Origin of the sequence: Paenibacillus faecalis (assembly GCF_900289175.1) — a bacterium.
Lineage (GTDB): Bacteria > Bacillota > Bacilli > Paenibacillales > Paenibacillaceae > Paenibacillus_AQ > Paenibacillus_AQ faecalis.
Map to the genome: position 1 here is coordinate 2,952,649 of NZ_LT985747.1, position 17,675 is coordinate 2,970,323.

Here is a 17,675-nt window from a genome sequence, read left to right on the forward strand (position 1 = left end):
AACTGCTCTGATAGCGTTATCAGAGCAGTCCTTTAAACTCTCTCGGTGATAATCCAACGTATTTTTTGAATTGTTTGTAAAAATACCCAGTCTCCCAATAACCCACTTCTCTGGCAATTTCCTGTACTTTTAAATTGGTCGTGCGAAGCAGTTCCTTTGCTTTCTCAATCCGGTAACGGTTTATGTATTCCGTGAAGCTCTCCCCTGTTTCTTTATGAAAAAGATGCCCCAAATAAACCGGATGAATATGATATTGTCCAGCGAGCACTTTGAGCGACAAATCCTCGTTATAATATTGATGGATATGGTGAAGCGTTTGCTGAATAACCGGACTTTTAATATCACTATTCAATGAGTCAACCAGATCGCCGATTCCTTCCTTCACTGTAGTAATCAAGTCTTCAATCGACACCGATTCCATAATCCGGGTAAGTGTGTGTTTAACAAAATCCGGAGCAGCACTGCATTGAATATCGCTAAGCTCCATCTTGAAACGAATGATCAGCTCCACAGCAAAACTTTGCAACACACTTGGCACAATCCCAGGCGTATTCCGAAGCTGCTCGTAATCGCTGTCAATTTTAGCGAACAGTTTCTCTTTATCCCTTGCCGCAATGCCTTTTGCATAGTCTGGCCAATGCAGCGAGAAAGAACGGGAAGTCTCTTCCTTGCGCTCCCTGATATCAACATAATCCACATAAGTAGGCTGCTGGAGAACAAGAAAATATTCCTGTGCCTCTTTCGCATGTCGGTAACTATCGGATTGCTTAACAGGAAGAGCTTCAATACTTCCTAATGAAATACTGATCTCTTCACCGAAACACTGCTCTCTTACCTCCTGCAGCAACCGAATCGCTCTGGGCTTTTCTGTCTCGGGATCATCCATTGTAAAGATGACGACAAAATCTCCATCATAATCAACCAAATAAAGTACATTTTCCTCATTTTCGACCAGTCTTACCAGTGCCTGTTCCAATTTCGCCGACTGAGTACGCAGCACAGAAGCCATCATATAAGGCTGATCAAGCCTAAGACCCAATAGTGAAGCACGTTCTGCCAGCTCTTCCGGTTCAATTCTTCCAGTGAGCCAGCGGTATAATATATTGCTTCTCAGAATAGAGATATCATATTCATTCAGTGTGTACCTCTCTCTGGTGGTGTTGATATTTTCAATTGTACTTGAAAGAGTCTCTTCAAGCTCCTTTAAATTAATCGGTTTAAGCAAATAATTTTCAATTCCAAGCTGCATCGCTTCTTTCAAATAAGAAAAATCATCAAAACCGCTAAGGATGATAACCTTTAAATCCGGATTCATTTTTCTGGCTTCTGCTATTAACTGAAGGCCCGTCATCACAGGCATAGAAATATCGGTAATAAGAATATCTACCGGAATCTTCTGCAACTTCTCAAGCGCCTGCTTTCCATTTTCAGCATTTCCAACGATCTCAATATTAAACTTCGGCCAATCTACGGCGTCATAAAGACCTTCGATAATAAACGGCTCATCATCCACAATAAACACCTTATACATTACCTTCCAACTCCCTTTTCTGTCACCGGTAAATCGATCGATACTGTAGTACCGATGTCCGGATTACTCTGGATGTCCATAGTAAATTCATTTCCGTAAGTAAGCTTCATACGCTCATATACACTTCTTAGGCCAAATGATTCCCCACTGGACTCGGCAAGCTGAAGACGCTCATGTATGCTGTTCAGTTTTTCCGCTGTAATCCCTTTCCCGTTGTCACGAATTTCAATTTGTACCCGATCTTCGTTGCAAGCCGCCTTAATGAGGATATGGTTATCATAAGAGTCCTTCCTTAATCCATGGACAATATAATTTTCCACCAATGGCTGAAGCGACATCTTGATCATTGGAATCGTACCGATTTCCTGCTCCCAATCAAATTCATAGGTAAATTTGTCTTTAAAACGAATTCGAAACAATTCGAGGTACAAGCGGCATGCCTCAAGCTCGTCCTTCAATGTGTAATTGCTCTTTGCCTGGACCATATTTTTAAAAAGGACAGACAAGCTGTATATCATCTCGCCAACATCATCAGCCCCATGAGAAAGCGCCCTCATTCGAATCACTTCCAATGTGTTATATAAAAAGTGCGGATTGATTCTCGCTTGCAGCGCTGACAGCTCAGCATTCTTCTGGTTGATTTCTGCCTTATATACTTTATCGATATATCTTGTCAATTCATCCAGCATCTGATTAAAGCTTTTTGCAATTTGACCTAGCTGATCTTCCTTCGTATCCTGGATTCTGGCCACAAAGTCGCCGGTCTCCACCTTGCGCATAAAGCGAATGATATTATTGGTTCTCTTTGAATAATTAACAATGACTACAGTTGGAACGAGAATAGCAATAAACACACAACCTAGGGCAACCAGCATTATCGTATTGCGCAGCCCTTTATATACAGCGGCTACCTCCGATTTAGGCGTAATTCCAACAACAGTGAACCCCCCTTGATTGTTTGAAAGAGAAGTGATGTAGGATTCTTCTTCCAGGTTCATCACCGATTGTTTTGGATTGAGCAGCTCTTCTGAATAAGGATAGCGCTTACCGTAATATTGATTTGAAGAATCAAACAGAACCAGACCATCCGCTGACAAAACAAGGATATATCCCTTCATATCAATGGACTCACTCGACAACATCTGATGCAAACCCTCTGTCCGATAATAAACAAGCAGCTGGCCTAAATTTTTATAGGTTACCATATTGTTGATCGGACTACGGATAGAATACAACTGGCTTTCCTCGTTACCGATCAGTTTTCGCACCCATTCGTTAGGCAACATGACACTCTGGCTCTCCAATGCCATGGCATCCGGAATAAATGACCTTGCTGAATTAACCGAATACAGCTTGGTCATACTCCCTTGCGTATATACATACATATACTGCTTCTCAGCACTATAAAGGATTATATTCTGAATATCTGCATCATCTTCCAGACGCTTTTTAAAATAAGCAAGAACACTATCTGAATTGGAGACAACCGAACCGGTAAAACGGTTAATTCTATTAGCCATATATTCATCAAAAGAATTCATCAGAAAATAGGAAGCGTCTTCACTTAACGAAATACTGCTATACAAATCGTTGACATATGACTGTACAGCCTCGTATTTCTCATTCATACCTCGTTCTATTTGTTCTACCGCTGTACGCTGTTTTTCGAGCTCTTCACGCACGGCAGATTGAGATAAAAAATAATACATCACATAAGAAAGAGAAAGAATCGTTACTACCGTGATCGCGGCGAACAGAAGCAGCATTTTGGTGAACATATTATTTTTTATATAATTATTGTAAAATTTAACAGGAGACATGTATGTCAATCCCCTTCCTGATGCAAAAAACTGTCTGGTTGCTCTCTTTATACTATAACATGTTTAAAGCATTTAAAATTTAATAAGACAATAAGAAATAATTTACAATGAAACTATTAAAACTTTTAGAATTAGCGCAATATGGAAAAGATGATGATAGCCTATTTCACATGTTTTTATGCGCACAAATTCATTTCCTTACATAATGTAGGTGAAAAGGAGTGATATTTGTGCCAAAATACCGGATTATCGTTGATTTGTCCGATTTTCAGCTTCATTTGCTTGATGGGGACCGCGTGGTGCATACTTATCCGATCGCCATCGGTAAAATGGCTACCCAAACACCTCCAGGCAACTACACCATCGTGAATAAACAGCCCAACCCCGGCGGGCCTTTTGGCTCGTATTGGCTCGGCTTATCCAAACCCCATTACGGCATTCACGGAACTAATGACCCTTCTTCCATCGGTAGAGCTGTTACCCATGGTTGTATCCGTATGTACAACGAGGATGTCAATGAATTGGCTTCCCTTGTTCCAATCCATACTCAGGTAACAATAAGACGTTAAAACTAGAAAAATTGCAAAGCAAACATTCGCATTTTTCTTCAAATCGTACTAATCTGGTTAATGAGAACTGTTAGGCACGAATTAATTGCACCATTCTACATAGCCTGGAGGGAACGTCATATGATGCAGAGTAAGTTTTTTCGAACCTGTCTTGGTATTATTGCACTACTGTTAATCATTTACCTGGGTACGGAGGTCAGTTTCTTATTCAAACCGATCCTATCGTTATTCAATATCCTTCTCATCCCGGTTGTGATTGCCGGATTCTTCTACTATTTACTGCGACCGCTCATCGACTATCTTGAACGACGAAAGATCAAACGATCCATCGGTGTATTTATGATTTATTTTGTGTTTATCGGCCTGTTTGCCATTTTTATCGTTGTCGTGTGGCCGACCTTAAAAGAGCAGATTGAAAATTTTATCATCAATGCTCCTTTTCTCGTCGAAGATATACAGCAGCAAGTGAACCAACTTCAGCAAAATCCGTTCTGGTCCCGCTTTATTCCATCGGAATCCGAGCTCTATAACCGTACGATGGAATATGTAAATCAGGCTATAGCCTGGATCAGCAACTCGATCAGCAACTTCATTTCCGTAATATCCGGTGTCGTTGTCATCATCGCAACTGTTCCGATCGTTCTTTATTTCATGCTAAAGGAGGGCAGCAAGCTTCCTCCAAAGCTTCTTAGTTGTCTGCCGAGACGCTTCCGTAAGGACGGACAAGAGGTGCTTAGTGATATTGATAGCGCGCTAAGCAATTTTATCATCGGGAGAGTGGTTCTTAACTTGATTCTTTGTGTCATGATATATATCGGTTTTTTGATCATTGGGCTACCGTATTCCTTGCTTCTTACCGTAATTTCATTTTTCCTGAATTTCATACCATACATCGGGGCTTTTCTCGCATCCATTCCAGTGGTCATTGTCGGCTTTATTGAGTCCCCTATGATTGCGATCTGGTCAGTAGTCGTAATCCTTATTGCACAGCAAATTCAGGATAATATTTTGGGGCCGCTCATTTACGGCAAACAACTCGATATTCATCCGTTAACTACAATCGTTCTCTTGCTTGTCGGTGGAGATCTTTACGGCATACTCGGGGTTCTGCTAGCTATCCCTGCCTATATGGTTCTTAAAATTATCGTCGTTCGGGTGTACGAGCTCTTTCTTGCCGAAAAGGTGGAAAATGCATAATCATTATACATGAAAAATGTTCTCGCCGTCCTGTCCACAGGGCGGCTTTGTCTTATTTCCCTTGGCTTTCAAAAAAAAGAAACGCTCATCCTGCAAAGAATGGATAGCGTTTCTTTAACCAAGAACCGATTAGAAATTTCAGACTCTTCCGCGCAAGGAGCGCACCACAAAGATGTATTCATCTTTGCGCAAACGCGTCCCATCTGACAACGTAACGGTTTCTGCATCATGTGCCGTCAGTATCGCTTGATATGCTGCTAAAGAATTCCCTCTCCATACCATAACATGTGAGCCAAAATATACAGCATTATCAAACTGTATGGAATGATTGATCTTATAGCCAATACTGTTCAAGGACGGAGAATGATCCGCTCTTTCGATCTTTGCTATAGCGTGAAAAGGTACAACGACATCTCCAGGTGCCAAAACTAATCTTTCCTGGACACTGTCCCATATTTTCAATATACCTTCAACAGAGGATTTTGTACCGTCATGACGCTGTACAACAACCCGACGACCAATCCAATGCCTCACCCTGGCCCACCTCCCGGACTATTTCCTTTCCGCGGCCGATAAGCTGGAAATATTCCAGTCCACCGGTTCAATGCCCTGCTCCATTAAAAATGCGTTAGCAGCTGAAAATGGACGACTTCCGAAAAACCCTCTATGTGCCGCCAAAGGACTTGGGTGACTGGACTGAAGCACTTTATGTCTTGTCCGATCAATGATAGCTCCTTTTTTTTGCGCATAGCTACCCCATAGCATAAATACCATCGGGGTTTCACGTTCATTCAATTTTGAAATCACAGCATCTGTAAATTGTTCCCATCCTAGCGATTTATGCGAATTCGGTTGTCCTTCCCGAACGGTCAGAACGGCATTGAGAAGCAGCACGCCTTGGTTTGCCCAATGCATTAATGATCCATGCGGAGGAAAAGGAACTCCTAGATCCTCTCTAAGCTCTTTATAAATATTCAATAAAGACGGGGGGATTTTCACGCCCGGTTTAACAGAAAAACTGAGCCCTTCCGCCTGCCCGTAGCCATGATATGGATCTTGCCCTAAAATAACAACCTTTGTATCTTTGTATGACGTCTGTTTCAATGCACGGAAAATATCTTCTTTAGGCGGATAAACGGTATAATCCCGATACTCTCTTGCCATCGTTATTCTCAGCTGTCCGAAATAAGGCTTTTCTATCTCTTCTTGCAGATGCAAGTCCCAATCGTTATCAAACACAGTTGTTTCCTCCTAGCAGACTATCAAATATAATAGATGTATAAAAATATTACACTTTTTTCACCAAAAAATAAACCAACTTCCTGCACAGGAAGCCGTTTCTTTAAGTACGTTTAGCGACAATTGTATTACTTTTCTATTACTATTAGATTACGTGTTGGAAATCCGATGAAAAACCTTTTCATTTATAGTTTGAGTTAAGGTGCATTGTAGGTCTGGGTGATCCCCCAAAGGTAAAGATTCTTATTTATTATAGTGTGAAAGAAAAGGTTCAAACCAGTTCGTTAATCACTTACCGCAGTTATTACATCACTGAATATAGAAAATAGCTTTGGAATATGGTGAATAAAACAATGCGAAGGAAAGCTCTACCGAAACAAAGATATGTCGTGGAAATATTAGAGCATTCTAAATACAAAATGAATATTTATAAACAGCCCAAGTGTGAGGATGTATTGGTATCTTCCGGGGAATAAAGATGACTATCGAACTGCTTCCGTGGTAATATAAGGAAAATAGTAATGGAGGTTATCTACGCAAGATGAACTATAAAAAGTATCTTATCGTAGCATCTATCTTATTGATTATTTTGGGAGGTTGTTCAAATAAGGATGCGGAGTTCGACAGTCTCGTAGAACAAGCAAACCGTCATTATAACGGCGAAGAATACATATCATCCGCGGCAGTCTATTCAAAGGCACTTGAGGTCAAAGAAGACCCTGATATTAGGTCTAAACTAACCGAAGTAAATACTGAAATAAAAAGAATAGAAGAAGTAATATTATTGATTGACGAATTTAGAAGTATAGCATCTAAATATGAAAGTGTTAGAACACCTCAAGACATTTTTGACACATGCGCTGCCTATCTTGATATTTTCGCGAAAATAGATAGCTTTGACACCACACCTAGTGACCCGGCAACAAAATATATAGAGAGTATACGAGACTCACGTGAATACCTATTTATTAAAACGGAATCGGCAATCATACAAACATATTACTTGGTAGGTAAGCGAGTTGATGGCCCGTATAAAGACGCTAAAGCTATTAGCGATAAAGTAACAGAATTGTTTGACGCATACCCATTACCAGACGGTTTTGTTGTTCAATAAACAAAAAATGCGCCCCCCCACGGAAACAACTCCGCAAGTGGGCGCTATTTTTATTCTTCGCTCAATTCGTCAAACCACTTAATTACCACTACCCATTGTTATAATCCAATATCTATAATTACGTAACTAACGTCATTCCCTAACGCGTTATCTATAGCGTTTTGAATACCATCTGTATTGACGGCAGCCTTAAGACCGTTTGCATCCTCCGGAACTTCAAATGTAATTTCCCCCTGCGTCTCTATTCCGGGGTTAATCTTACTCACTGATAGGCCGTCGCTCCGATGGCCGTACGTATTGCTCTCGGAATCACGCAACTTCATCGATCCATTATAAAGAGTTTCTGCCTTTTTGGCGATGTTTTTTGCTTGTGCTTTAACTGTGACGATATCTCCTTCGCGTTTTGCATCTAATATTGTGTATGCAAAGTTACCGTTATTAAAAGTATCACCGATAGTAATTTCGCGCATCGCCGATACTGGTACGCGCTTACCATTTGAATATGTCGTAAGACCTATGACTAACGCGGCTAAAACTAATAATACTATGCCGCCGATTAAAATGTCTTTCTTCGTAAATTTAACTCATAAACAGGCCCCTCCAATCCCCTAAATAGTACCACAAAGCAAGCGGTCACTATAAGCAAAGAAAAAGCGCCACTAACGAAGTCTCTATTAATTCCACAGTGGGCGCAAATTATTCATTCTATTTCGCTATTATCCGTAATGTCTCCATTCAATAGGTTCGTCCCTTCGCTAAATCTTCGTTACCTTCGTATGCGGCACCTGCAACCGACTGATCATTAATGTATTGTCTGTATGAAGAATTCCACTAAGATATCGAGCCTGTTCAGCCCCTCTAGTTTCTGATGTTTCCGCAGTCGCAATCTAGCCAAAACAAAAACGCCTCCCTTTCGGTGGCGTCTCCGTGTACTTCTCGCGAATCATGTGTACCTGCAAATAACTCCGATACAGATACGCAGGACCTCCCGCTTATTCACGCTAATTTAACGTTGATGTGACCGCATTTTTCTTATTATGCCGAGGACCGGGATCGAACCGGTACGGTAGTCACCTACCGCAGGATTTTAAGTCCTGTGCGTCATTGCATCACCTAGAAAGCTTATAATATCAACGTTTTGCAGTATCTGCATGAATTAAACCAACAGGATTTTACAATTTTCAATAGCCTGCTAATAAGAATCCTGAGTGTCTACATGTATTACTTTACTACACCCAATCTATATTAACAAGCTGATATAATACAATAGGTATACTTGATGAACGTAAAAAAGCAGACAATTCAATAATTACTGCAGATATACAACGCGGTTTACGTTGTCCACTTCGTTAAAGATGCGCACGGAGATCTTCTCAAGCACGCCCCATGGAATACGCGCCCAGTCGGTGGTCATACCGTCGATGGACGTTACTGCACGGATACCAACCGTATAGAAATACGTACGGGCATAGAGTAAATTACTATTCAATTATCGCGCTATTTTTGTATATCAATTGTAGCTAGTGAAACATGTTTTTTTTCAAGAGCTAATAAATTTAAATGTAAAATAGTTATTATTTATAAATTTTTAATATTACTATTTAAATTTCTTAAAACATCTTCGACAAGTTCAAATGTATCACTTATAAAATCATTGCTAATGATTAGTTCCTTTCGGTCAGATGTTGTTATCTTAGGGCATTCTTCAATTCTTTTTGCGAGTTCTGCAAAATTGTTTTCAATAAGACCTTTACTATGCATTATTCTATTCCGAAGTTCTCTAATAAAATCAAGTTGAATAATTTCATTTTCTGTAATAACAGCAGTGGTGCAACTTTCATTTATGAAATGAAGCTTATCTGTTAAGTGCTTAGCACTAATGTCGCTAACAAGTTTTCTTTTTACCTCATTATAAAAATCAATTAAATTAGCTTCAAAGAAAGAATAAATATTCGTTAATATGGAATTATTTGTGATTCTAGGCAGTGTTTCTCTCATTTGAACTATAGTATCATAATGATGATCGACATACTCATCTCTATCGCTTTCATCAAGTCTCTCGATTTCTTCACCTATTTCATTCAAATTGCTCCTCCACATTCGTTGAGTCTCATCAAATAGTATCTTTAAATCCTCAAGATAACTTAACTCTATAATTTCATACCAATTCACTTTATTAAAATGCATATTTCACTTTTTCCTCCCTAGGAATAATTTCTTTAATCCACAATTAAATGTCTAACTTCGCTTATAAAACAATTAATGTCTTTTTCATGATAAATCCTAATCTTGTTAAACTCATCGATTAAACTAACAATATTCAGAGAATTACCATAATTCATTTTTGAGGATTCAACAATAAATTCCCTCAGAGGCTCAATTAAATGGTGGAGTAAATTATTCTGACTATCCTTAACTATTTTCCAAAGTAATTCTCTTGCCTTTCCTTCCAATGATTGATTTTCTATTAATCGTAGTAAAGCGTCTATCGCATTTCCATACTTATGAGTAACATATATATAATCAACGTTAAAATAACCTTGTCGAATGCTATTAAGATTTTCGAGACCCCTTTGCCTTACTGTTTCCGATAACACTTGGTTAATTCCAAATTCATCCTCCAAGGGGAGAATAGAAAAAGCACTGTTTAATTTTATCTTTCCCTTTAGTCTTCGTTGAATATTTTCTACCATTTTTTGTTGATTATCAATAATAAACCCTTGGCGAAAAAAATGTAGGAATGCATTAATCTGTACTATATCACCATAATCAAAATTAAACCTGGATTTTAATAGCGCTGAGATATCATCTTTTATTGAGGTATTTTTCTTACTCAGGGCATTCTTTATTTTCTGAGGAGGAAGTACAACACTACTTGTCTCAAAATGATTTATATTATCAACAATTAATTCTTTGTTTGTGTTGTCAATCCATTTCCAGGCAAGCTCTATTATCTCCAATATTAAATTTGCATATATCTCTGAATACTTTTCATTTAAATAAACATAATTAAGCATTGCATCAATTTTTTGTATTTCTTGGAATTTTCCAAAGTCTACAACTTGTCCGTCTTTATCATTCAACTCTTTTAACAACAAATAGCTATCTTTATTATTTGGATTCATTTCTGGTGCGTAAATCGTCTTATACCCTTTAACTTTCTCGTGAGAACTAATAAATAAATCAGGTGACAGCCTTAGACTATTAACCTTATCAAACCTATCAATCCATTGAATAAAATTAACAATGGCTATGCCTATTTCCTTATTGAAATAAGTAGAAGTAAAGCTGTCTAATAAATTCTTCAGCTCTTTTCCAATGGGTTCAAATTTCTTATATACTTGAAACCCAATGTATTTCCTTTTACTTAATAACTGTAATATATCATCGTATTTTAAATTTATTAAAGTTTTATAAGAATCAAACTTTTTCTTTTCATAACCATATACTATTTTACTCAAGTGACCTAAAATTGATAGAACTTGTGTATCTACTTGCATTTTGAAATAATCATTAATACCATCATCAAGTAAACCTTTTATATGTAGTTCCTGAATTGTTTGACTGATTACTTTAACAATAAATTTTTTAGTTTCTGATTTTACTTTCCCCTTCAAGCTGTAACTAAGTGGTCTTCTAAATCGTAAATCAAAGGGTAAATCATCAAAATCACCATAGTCCGTATTGAATATGCAGATTATTTTTTCCCAGCCCAATACTTTTGCTGCATAACCTAATTCCAGAAGCACGTTTGGATTAGGCGTTTTTCTTCCATTAGAATTACCATTTATTATGCTAATATCTGCAATAAATATTTTTGATTTCTCTATTTTCGAAAAAATAGTATTTACTATATCAGGCGTTCCTAACTCATTTTTTGTATCTCTATCTAAATTTATATCCAATTGAAATTCTTTGGTCTTACTTAATTCTTTTATCGATGCCGATATACAAGATTCAATAAATCCTCTATTCTCATTGTTAGGCAAATCAGATTGCCAAGAATAAAATATATTATTTTTCATCTCTTCTCCTTATTTTTCCTATATTCATTTATTTTATAAAATGTATTTTTTTAGCCCTAGCATTTCAATAAACTGCACCGCTGTTATCTCTTTACGTTGCCATCTAGAATAATTTGATTCTAATATTGCTTTTTGCTCTTTCCTTAAAGAATCATAATTTATCTGTGGATGCCCTAGATGCTTTCCCTTGCTTCGCTACTGATATCCCTTCTGATTGCCTTTGCCTAATCTAATATTCTTTCGTTCCCGTTATTTATATTTTTGCCTATTCTGGATATATGTACAAAAACACTTCTTTGGCATAATAGTCCCACAGCGTTGACAGCAATATTTAAAGTGTTTATTGTATATAATAAATAAGAACAAGGATGCTGGTAACATCTTCACTCTTGCACAATAGCCGCTTATAAGGGCGGGTGGCTTATATTAAAGGTTTTTAGTCAAATAGACCGTTTCCTTTGGCGAGGGCGGTCTATTTCTTTTTGTTTTGGTTAATTGCAATGACAATGGTAACGATCACAGGCATCCAATTATGTGACTACATTCTAATTATTGTTCTGGTGTATGTATTTAATCGGTACCATAGACCCCTCCGAAATAATTGCTATTAGCTTTGCTGCATGATTGTATTAGCAGCAACACTGCTGCCAATACGTTTGTACCATATTATAACATACGAAATTGGGCTATATTACCTACAAGAAGTTAAAACTTCTGATAATATATCCTATCGGAAGTTATTTATGGGTAGGGGGATATTCGCCTAAACATCATCAGAACGAACAAATCGGGATACGCAGGGTCATACGAAAAAACTGGCTCTGTAATAATCCGCTCCACTATACTAAAGTGATATCTCCTAAAATAGGCACTCCAGATTATTAGTGTTGCTTTTCGGAGTGCCTGCTCATTATGAAACAAAATACTATAACATCAAATTAAGCTTATTCATCTTCTTCGTACATAGCTTTAATAGTGGATAATTGATATTCTTCACTTTCCAAGTGGAAAGGTTTGATTTTACTTCGTTCGTACTTCATCGTTACCAGCCGATCTATTAGTTCATTCTCTGATAACAAGCTTAAGACTTTATTCTGATCTATTAACTTTCTTTCTATTTTCCACATTAAACTTTCTATAGTTTTAAGCCTTTCATTCGTATGTGTTGGGTAGCGTCAATAATTTTGTGTAAATGAAAAAGGCCTTCTCTTGTAGAAGATTGAATTAGCTTTTAGTGGTGAACATCTCTTGGAGTTCTGCACGAGCTAGATCAAAGCCGATATGACAACGAGTAGCAAAGCGCTGGTTATAACCTTCAAACTGAGAAACCAGAAACTTCTCCAATGCTTCTTCATGCGGATATTGCTCTTTACGCTTCGTATATTTTTTAATCTGCTTATTGAAAGATTCGATTAAATTGGTGGAGTATATGCTTTTCCAGATTGATTTTGGAAAGCCTTAAAACGTAAACATATAGGGATTCTCCTGAAGGGACTTCGTTACTTTAGGATAGATGGATTTCCATTTGTCACAGAAGGCTTGAAGTGCTGCTTTGCCTGACTTTTCATCTTTTGCTCGGTAAACGGATTTAAAGTCCTCACAGATGTTTTTTCGATCGGATACACGTACTTTATGCGCGATATTACGTGCAATATGGACACAGCATAACTGGTACTTAGCATATAGATATACCTTTCCGATAGCGTCTACAATCCCCGATAAGCCATCTGAAATAAAGAGCAAGACTTCTTCTGTGCCACGGGCTTTAACGTCTTGTAGCAACTCATTCCAGACATAAGCTGATTCGGTAGGAGCAATCGTGTAGGTTAAGACTTCCTTTGAACCGTCTTCACGAATACCTACCGCTAGATATACAGCTTCCTTAGAAACCGTTTCACGCTTAACCGCAATGTAAGTGGCGTCGATATAAACGCAAACATAACGCTTAGCTAGCGTCGGACAGGGGTGGAAAAGGTATTTAACCCTTTAATCCCCTTCTATCTAGATGGAGGGCGATCTTCTTCATGTTCTGTACCGCAGCGGTCATCAACGCTTGTTCCATCACGTTGTGTAGTCCCCGCAAACGGCAATAGCGAAACCCGTGGAGCTGTTTAGCATCCGCGAAGCCATACGGAACGAAATAACGCGGTTGAGTGAAACGGGATGCCTTGTTTAACATAACATCAAGGCAAGACAGGGGCATTTGAAAACCATCAGAAACCTTACTCTCCTTCGGTAAGGTTTCTTTTATCTATGACTTACCCCGTGCTTCCAGAGAAGTTATACTCTCGTAGGGAAATTCTGACAGTAAACTGTTGGTTATGGAGTGTGTGTGCGTGAGTTGATTACTGAGATAAATGATTTATTGGAGTCATATACAGGTAGCCTAAATGTAACAGTTCGGTACATTGGCGATCAGAAGTATCAGAACATTTTTCACAAGGCAAGTCACAATTCGGCTAGAAAGGCAATAGGAAAGAAGTAAAACGAGCAGATTATATTCAAACCCCAGAAACAAATCGAATTTGTTTTTGGGGTTAAGACTGCTAAATAATAGAAAATGGTTCCGATTGGTGCAGGTTACTGCTGCGCCAAAGCTTCGCTTTAGATAGTCTAATTGCATTCTTTTCAGAACACAGAGAGTTATTCGTCAATAGTTAGGAATACAGAGTACTTTTTTTGGCACTTTAAGGGAGGGATATAGAAGAGCGGAGTTAGGATAGACAAGCATTCAACCATTACTTTTTTATGGAGGTTATAGTATGTTGAATTTCCCCTGTTCAACTGAAGGTATTCCGCTGTTTGAACTGATTGGAAAAGAAGTTGGAGTGACTTACGTTACTGAAAAAAACCGCCTTATTTTAAAGCAGATAATGATTCTAAGCGTATATCTGGTCATCGGAAACCTGAGATACTTTGGGATATTGAGTATATTCCTCTAACTGGAGACTACAAAATTATTATTCTCATTGTACACCAGCCAGAAAGATTTGATACTGATGTTTCGTCTTACAATCCATTCAAATCGGATTATCGAATATATGTAACTATTCCAATGTAAGAGTGAACCAAGCTGTAGGCGGCAGAATTCTGAATCTTTATACACCTGAATGGCATCAATCACTTAACTATTTTCGCCAATACACAGAGGAAATACAAGATAGAATTGAAGCGCTTGAGGATGAGCTAGATGAGGAATAACTAAACTGCTCATTCTCAATAGAATCGATATTTTATTGAGACTTTTTTAAAAGAAGGAGCGGGAAAAAATGAGTGAAGATAAACGAAAATTGAGAGAGGGCAGTCTTTTCAGTTTCGAAGAGAAAATCATGAGTTCAGTGATAGACAGAGTGAATTATCAGAAGAGATTGAATAATTTTATAGAAAGACAAAACGCATTGTGTGACAAAAAATCGGAGGTTCATTTTTGTTGTAAGTGTAATGGTACTGAGCTTCTGTACCAGAAGGTTGATTTGCCATTAAATACAAATAATAATCGCTACAAAAGTGTTAAATTGATTGCGGCTGTTTGTTCAAAGTGTGATGAAAGATATTTTAATAAAAAAAAATGAAACACTTAGAAGAAATAGATACAATAATTAACTCTTACTCTTGTGAAGGGAATAATACTGTTGAACCTAGAGTTAGTTACTGTGAAGTTTGTAAATCCTATAATATTGATAATGTTGAGTTGGAAGTATATCTTTTATCAAAAGACTCAAAAATCATATCTGTTACAATACAAGAGGATTATTGTAAAGAATGCAACGCAGTATATTATGGTGATGAGGGCGATCAATCAGCAATGGAGCATCTTAGATACTTTTTCATGACACAATAATTTGTAAGCATTACAGTATTCTGATTTACAAAAATGAGGTGTGACTATGAATGAAACTGAGACGACTCATCATAAGCTAAAACAACTTATAGAAGATGTTACTGAACAATCTAAAGTTATACACTTAACATCAACACATGAGAGCGTAAAATATCTTGTGTAAATAGATAAATAGCAAAAAAGGAAGACCTTTTCTTGTAGAATTGAGCTACCACACTACAATCCATAGAAAAGAGGTCTTCCTATGAATCATTTTACATCAGATTTAGTCCAAGCTCTAGTCACGAAACAGGATGTGACTGAAATTTCGTAAGCACTTAGAAATGGCGATGAATCGCTTATTGGAGACAGAATTAACTGCATTCCTCGATTACGAAAAATATGACCGAATAGGGATGAATTCTGGAAATTCCCGTAATGGTGGATACGCGCGTACACTCCATACTGAGTATGGAGACTTGCAGCTTCACATCCCACGAGATCGCAATGGAGAGTTTAAACAGCAAACAGTAGCTCCGTACAAGCGTTCCAATGACACGCTTGAATCCTTTGTCATCCACATGTTTCAAAAGGGCGTTACGATGACAGAGTTTCGCTGACCTCATTGAGAAAATGTATGGTCATCACTACACGCCACAAACCGTGTCCAATATGACTAAGGCTATGGTCGAACAAGTCGACGCTTTCGCCAATCATATACCACTATAAACGAAAGAGAAACCTAGCGTTTCGAAAAAACGTAGGTTTCTCTACAATCTGACCCTCTATTTAGAGGGACTTATTTTGCAATATTATTAATTTTAGAAGAGTGTCTTATTTCTTTCAAGCGTCTAGTGATATGAGGGAAGCTTCTGTCTTTCTCTATAGATTTAATAGCTGATACAGTACCTTGTACTCGATTTATTAAGCTGATAATTTCATCATGATCTGCTGAAACTTTAGCTTTTTGTTCTAATTCCTTGAATTGATTAATCATTTTAAGTTGTAGCTTATTAGGGGCATACAAACCCTCTTTTCGAACGATTGTTCCAGTTATTCTTATCCCATTTTTCAATATATATATTCCAGATTTTTGAGGATGAACTTTTAAACCGTAATCTGAAGTAACTCTAATAACTTGTTTCTTGAAATTTTTATTTATAAATGTATTTGATGAGAAAGTGACATCATCATAATAACAACTAAACTTATAATTATTTGCATCGGCTAAGATTTTCAACTTTGAAAACATCCCATGATAGCTCAAATAACTCAGAATAGGACTTGTCGGGTAACCTTGTGGTAATATATCTACTCCTGTAGAAGGAGAGGTTTCAGTAACTAATAGTGTCAAGATTTTTGCAATATCCACTGAATTATTCAATTTATATCTAAAGAAATTGTAAACATATTTTTCATTTGTAGATGGAAAAAAGTCAGTAAAGTCAATAAGACAAAAAAAAGATTGACCATTATGAATCTCCCCATTGTTTATGTAACTTTTTCCTTTTACGCCACCAATAACGTATTCAGGAATAATAATTTTTTGTAAATGTCTATTAATACTTTTCAAAATACGTTTGTGTTCTGTAGAAGGATTATAAAGAGTTCTCGGCTTATTTTTTTGGGTCATTTGAGTAAAGGGGACAGTTGTATAGTATTTCCTGACATTTTTCAAGTGGGAGAGAGGTATTCGAATTAATTCAGAGAAGTATTTTTTGTTGCTGATATTCTGTAACTTACAATTATTTATATCCATAACTAACCTCTTGATAAATAAAGATAGAGTTGACAAACGTATTAAAATGTTCAGTAAAATAAACCATCAGATCAACTAAACAAGTGAAAACTATAAGGAAAAACTCAAAGAATCTGACAAGGACATTAATAAAAAGATGAATTGCAGAAAATGTTCCCGCAATAACAACAATAGCTTTCCATACTTTCTTTAAATGTCCTATAATTTTACTATGCCTATTACGATTATCCATACAGGTACCTCTTTTCTAATGTTAGTAGAACATGAAGAATTCATGTCCCCCTCCGCACAACATTAGAGTGTTGAAAATAGGCATGTCAACTCTACCTTTTAAAACTCCGCTCTTTAGTGAGTGAGCCTAAAATTTTGTCGGATGAGTGTTGGACGTCTCGACATGATGCTCATGTCTTGAGAACCTGTGTCGCGACGGCAAACATACAACCAGACAAATAGTACCGCCAAGTTTGGCAAATTATAGTTTTGGAGGAAATTCAACAATTATCGCAATCTCATAGTAACAAAACTATCAAATTAAGTAAATAGTCAACCAAAAAAATGTTAGATTTTGAGAAAAAACAAATGTTCATGTGTAAAACTATCA

At 37.3% G+C, this 17,675-nt stretch carries 13 protein-coding genes and 4 pseudogenes; 5 read left to right on the plus strand and 12 right to left on the minus strand.

Annotation, left to right across the window (positions count from 1 at the left end; all coding sequences use genetic code 11):
- Positions 1-19: 19 nt before the first annotated feature.
- Both C8268_RS14025 and C8268_RS14030 read right to left on the minus strand, forming a co-directional pair.
- On the minus strand, positions 20-1,531 hold the full coding sequence (locus C8268_RS14025) for a response regulator transcription factor (protein WP_106768248.1): 1,512 nt from the start codon (positions 1,529-1,531) through the stop codon (positions 20-22).
- Positions 1,531-3,351, minus strand: coding sequence for a sensor histidine kinase (locus C8268_RS14030; protein WP_106768249.1), 1,821 nt, complete (start codon positions 3,349-3,351; stop codon positions 1,531-1,533). Before C8268_RS14030 ends, C8268_RS14025 begins: the two co-directional genes overlap by 1 nt.
- 230 nt (positions 3,352-3,581) lie before the next feature.
- On the opposite strand from C8268_RS14030, the gene C8268_RS14035 reads away from it, so the two are divergent.
- Both C8268_RS14035 and C8268_RS14040 read left to right on the plus strand, forming a co-directional pair.
- Positions 3,582-3,920 (plus strand): L,D-transpeptidase, encoded by a 339-nt coding sequence (locus tag C8268_RS14035; protein WP_106768250.1) that lies wholly within the window; start codon positions 3,582-3,584, stop codon positions 3,918-3,920.
- Between the two features lie 120 nt (positions 3,921-4,040).
- Positions 4,041-5,117: an AI-2E family transporter gene (locus C8268_RS14040; protein ID WP_106768251.1), complete on the plus strand. Its 1,077-nt coding sequence runs from the start codon at positions 4,041-4,043 to the stop codon at positions 5,115-5,117.
- Positions 5,118-5,255: 138 nt separating this feature from the next.
- Here the strand turns inward: C8268_RS14040 and C8268_RS14045 are convergent, their stop codons facing one another.
- Both C8268_RS14045 and ung read right to left on the minus strand, forming a co-directional pair.
- A complete protein-coding gene (locus tag C8268_RS14045; RefSeq protein ID WP_106768252.1) occupies positions 5,256-5,651 on the minus strand; it encodes a hypothetical protein in 396 nt (131 codons plus the stop codon).
- A gap of 18 nt (positions 5,652-5,669) precedes the next feature.
- The gene (ung, locus tag C8268_RS14050; protein ID WP_106768253.1) at positions 5,670-6,356 is read right to left on the minus strand and encodes a uracil-DNA glycosylase; all 687 of its coding nucleotides are present in this window, start codon (positions 6,354-6,356) and stop codon (positions 5,670-5,672) included.
- A gap of 541 nt (positions 6,357-6,897) precedes the next feature.
- On the opposite strand from ung, the gene C8268_RS14055 reads away from it, so the two are divergent.
- A complete protein-coding gene (locus tag C8268_RS14055; RefSeq protein WP_106768254.1) occupies positions 6,898-7,470 on the plus strand; it encodes a hypothetical protein in 573 nt (190 codons plus the stop codon).
- A gap of 98 nt (positions 7,471-7,568) precedes the next feature.
- Here C8268_RS14055 and C8268_RS14060 read toward each other — a convergent pair whose 3' ends face one another.
- From C8268_RS14060 to C8268_RS14090, 6 genes and pseudogenes are all read right to left on the minus strand, one after another.
- Positions 7,569-7,940 carry a DUF4352 domain-containing protein gene (locus C8268_RS14060; RefSeq protein WP_106768255.1) on the minus strand — a complete coding sequence of 124 codons (372 nt, stop codon included), beginning with the start codon at positions 7,938-7,940 and terminating at the stop codon, positions 7,569-7,571.
- Positions 7,941-8,779: 839 nt separating this feature from the next.
- Positions 8,780-8,935: pseudogene (locus C8268_RS23340) on the minus strand (GMP synthase (glutamine-hydrolyzing)); the annotation flags it as partial.
- Between the two features lie 113 nt (positions 8,936-9,048).
- On the minus strand, positions 9,049-9,657 hold the full coding sequence (locus C8268_RS14070; RefSeq protein WP_106768256.1) for a hypothetical protein: 609 nt from the start codon (positions 9,655-9,657) through the stop codon (positions 9,049-9,051).
- Positions 9,658-9,689: 32 nt separating this feature from the next.
- Positions 9,690-11,495: a hypothetical protein gene (locus tag C8268_RS14075; protein WP_106768257.1), complete on the minus strand. Its 1,806-nt coding sequence runs from the start codon at positions 11,493-11,495 to the stop codon at positions 9,690-9,692.
- Positions 11,496-12,719: 1,224 nt separating this feature from the next.
- Positions 12,720-13,451: pseudogene (locus C8268_RS14085) on the minus strand (IS256 family transposase); the annotation flags it as partial.
- A gap of 22 nt (positions 13,452-13,473) precedes the next feature.
- Positions 13,474-13,620, minus strand: a pseudogene (locus tag C8268_RS14090) (transposase); the annotation flags it as partial.
- A 1,144-nt stretch (positions 13,621-14,764) separates the two neighbouring features.
- On the opposite strand from C8268_RS14090, the gene C8268_RS14100 reads away from it, so the two are divergent.
- The gene (locus C8268_RS14100; RefSeq protein WP_106768261.1) at positions 14,765-15,067 is read left to right on the plus strand and encodes a hypothetical protein; all 303 of its coding nucleotides are present in this window, start codon (positions 14,765-14,767) and stop codon (positions 15,065-15,067) included.
- A gap of 513 nt (positions 15,068-15,580) precedes the next feature.
- A pseudogene (locus tag C8268_RS14110) lies at positions 15,581-16,023 on the plus strand (transposase); the annotation flags it as partial.
- 91 nt (positions 16,024-16,114) lie between these two features.
- Here C8268_RS14110 and C8268_RS14115 read toward each other — a convergent pair.
- Together C8268_RS14115 and C8268_RS14120 are read right to left on the minus strand one after the other, a co-directional pair.
- Positions 16,115-17,074 carry a reverse transcriptase family protein gene (locus C8268_RS14115; protein WP_106768263.1) on the minus strand — a complete coding sequence of 320 codons (960 nt, stop codon included), beginning with the start codon at positions 17,072-17,074 and terminating at the stop codon, positions 16,115-16,117.
- On the minus strand, positions 17,061-17,306 hold the full coding sequence (locus tag C8268_RS14120) for a hypothetical protein (RefSeq protein WP_106768264.1): 246 nt from the start codon (positions 17,304-17,306) through the stop codon (positions 17,061-17,063). Before C8268_RS14120 ends, C8268_RS14115 begins: the two co-directional genes overlap by 14 nt.
- Positions 17,307-17,675: the final 369 nt, after the last annotated feature.

Coding starts and splice junctions, on each gene's coding strand:
- C8268_RS14025 (WP_106768248.1), bottom strand. CDS start 1,531: ATGTATAAGGTGTTTATTGTGGATGATGAGCCGTTTATTATCGAAGGT.
- C8268_RS14120 (WP_106768264.1), bottom strand. CDS start 17,306: ATGGATAATCGTAATAGGCATAGTAAAATTATAGGACATTTAAAGAAA.
- C8268_RS14100 (WP_106768261.1), top strand. CDS start 14,765: ATGAGTGAAGATAAACGAAAATTGAGAGAGGGCAGTCTTTTCAGTTTC.
- C8268_RS14060 (WP_106768255.1), bottom strand. CDS start 7,940: ATGCGCGAAATTACTATCGGTGATACTTTTAATAACGGTAACTTTGCA.
- C8268_RS14030 (WP_106768249.1), bottom strand. CDS start 3,351: ATGTCTCCTGTTAAATTTTACAATAATTATATAAAAAATAATATGTTC.
- C8268_RS14070 (WP_106768256.1), bottom strand. CDS start 9,657: ATGCATTTTAATAAAGTGAATTGGTATGAAATTATAGAGTTAAGTTAT.
- C8268_RS14040 (WP_106768251.1), top strand. CDS start 4,041: ATGATGCAGAGTAAGTTTTTTCGAACCTGTCTTGGTATTATTGCACTA.
- C8268_RS14075 (WP_106768257.1), bottom strand. CDS start 11,495: ATGAAAAATAATATATTTTATTCTTGGCAATCTGATTTGCCTAACAAT.
- C8268_RS14115 (WP_106768263.1), bottom strand. CDS start 17,074: ATGGATATAAATAATTGTAAGTTACAGAATATCAGCAACAAAAAATAC.
- C8268_RS14055 (WP_106768254.1), top strand. CDS start 6,898: ATGAACTATAAAAAGTATCTTATCGTAGCATCTATCTTATTGATTATT.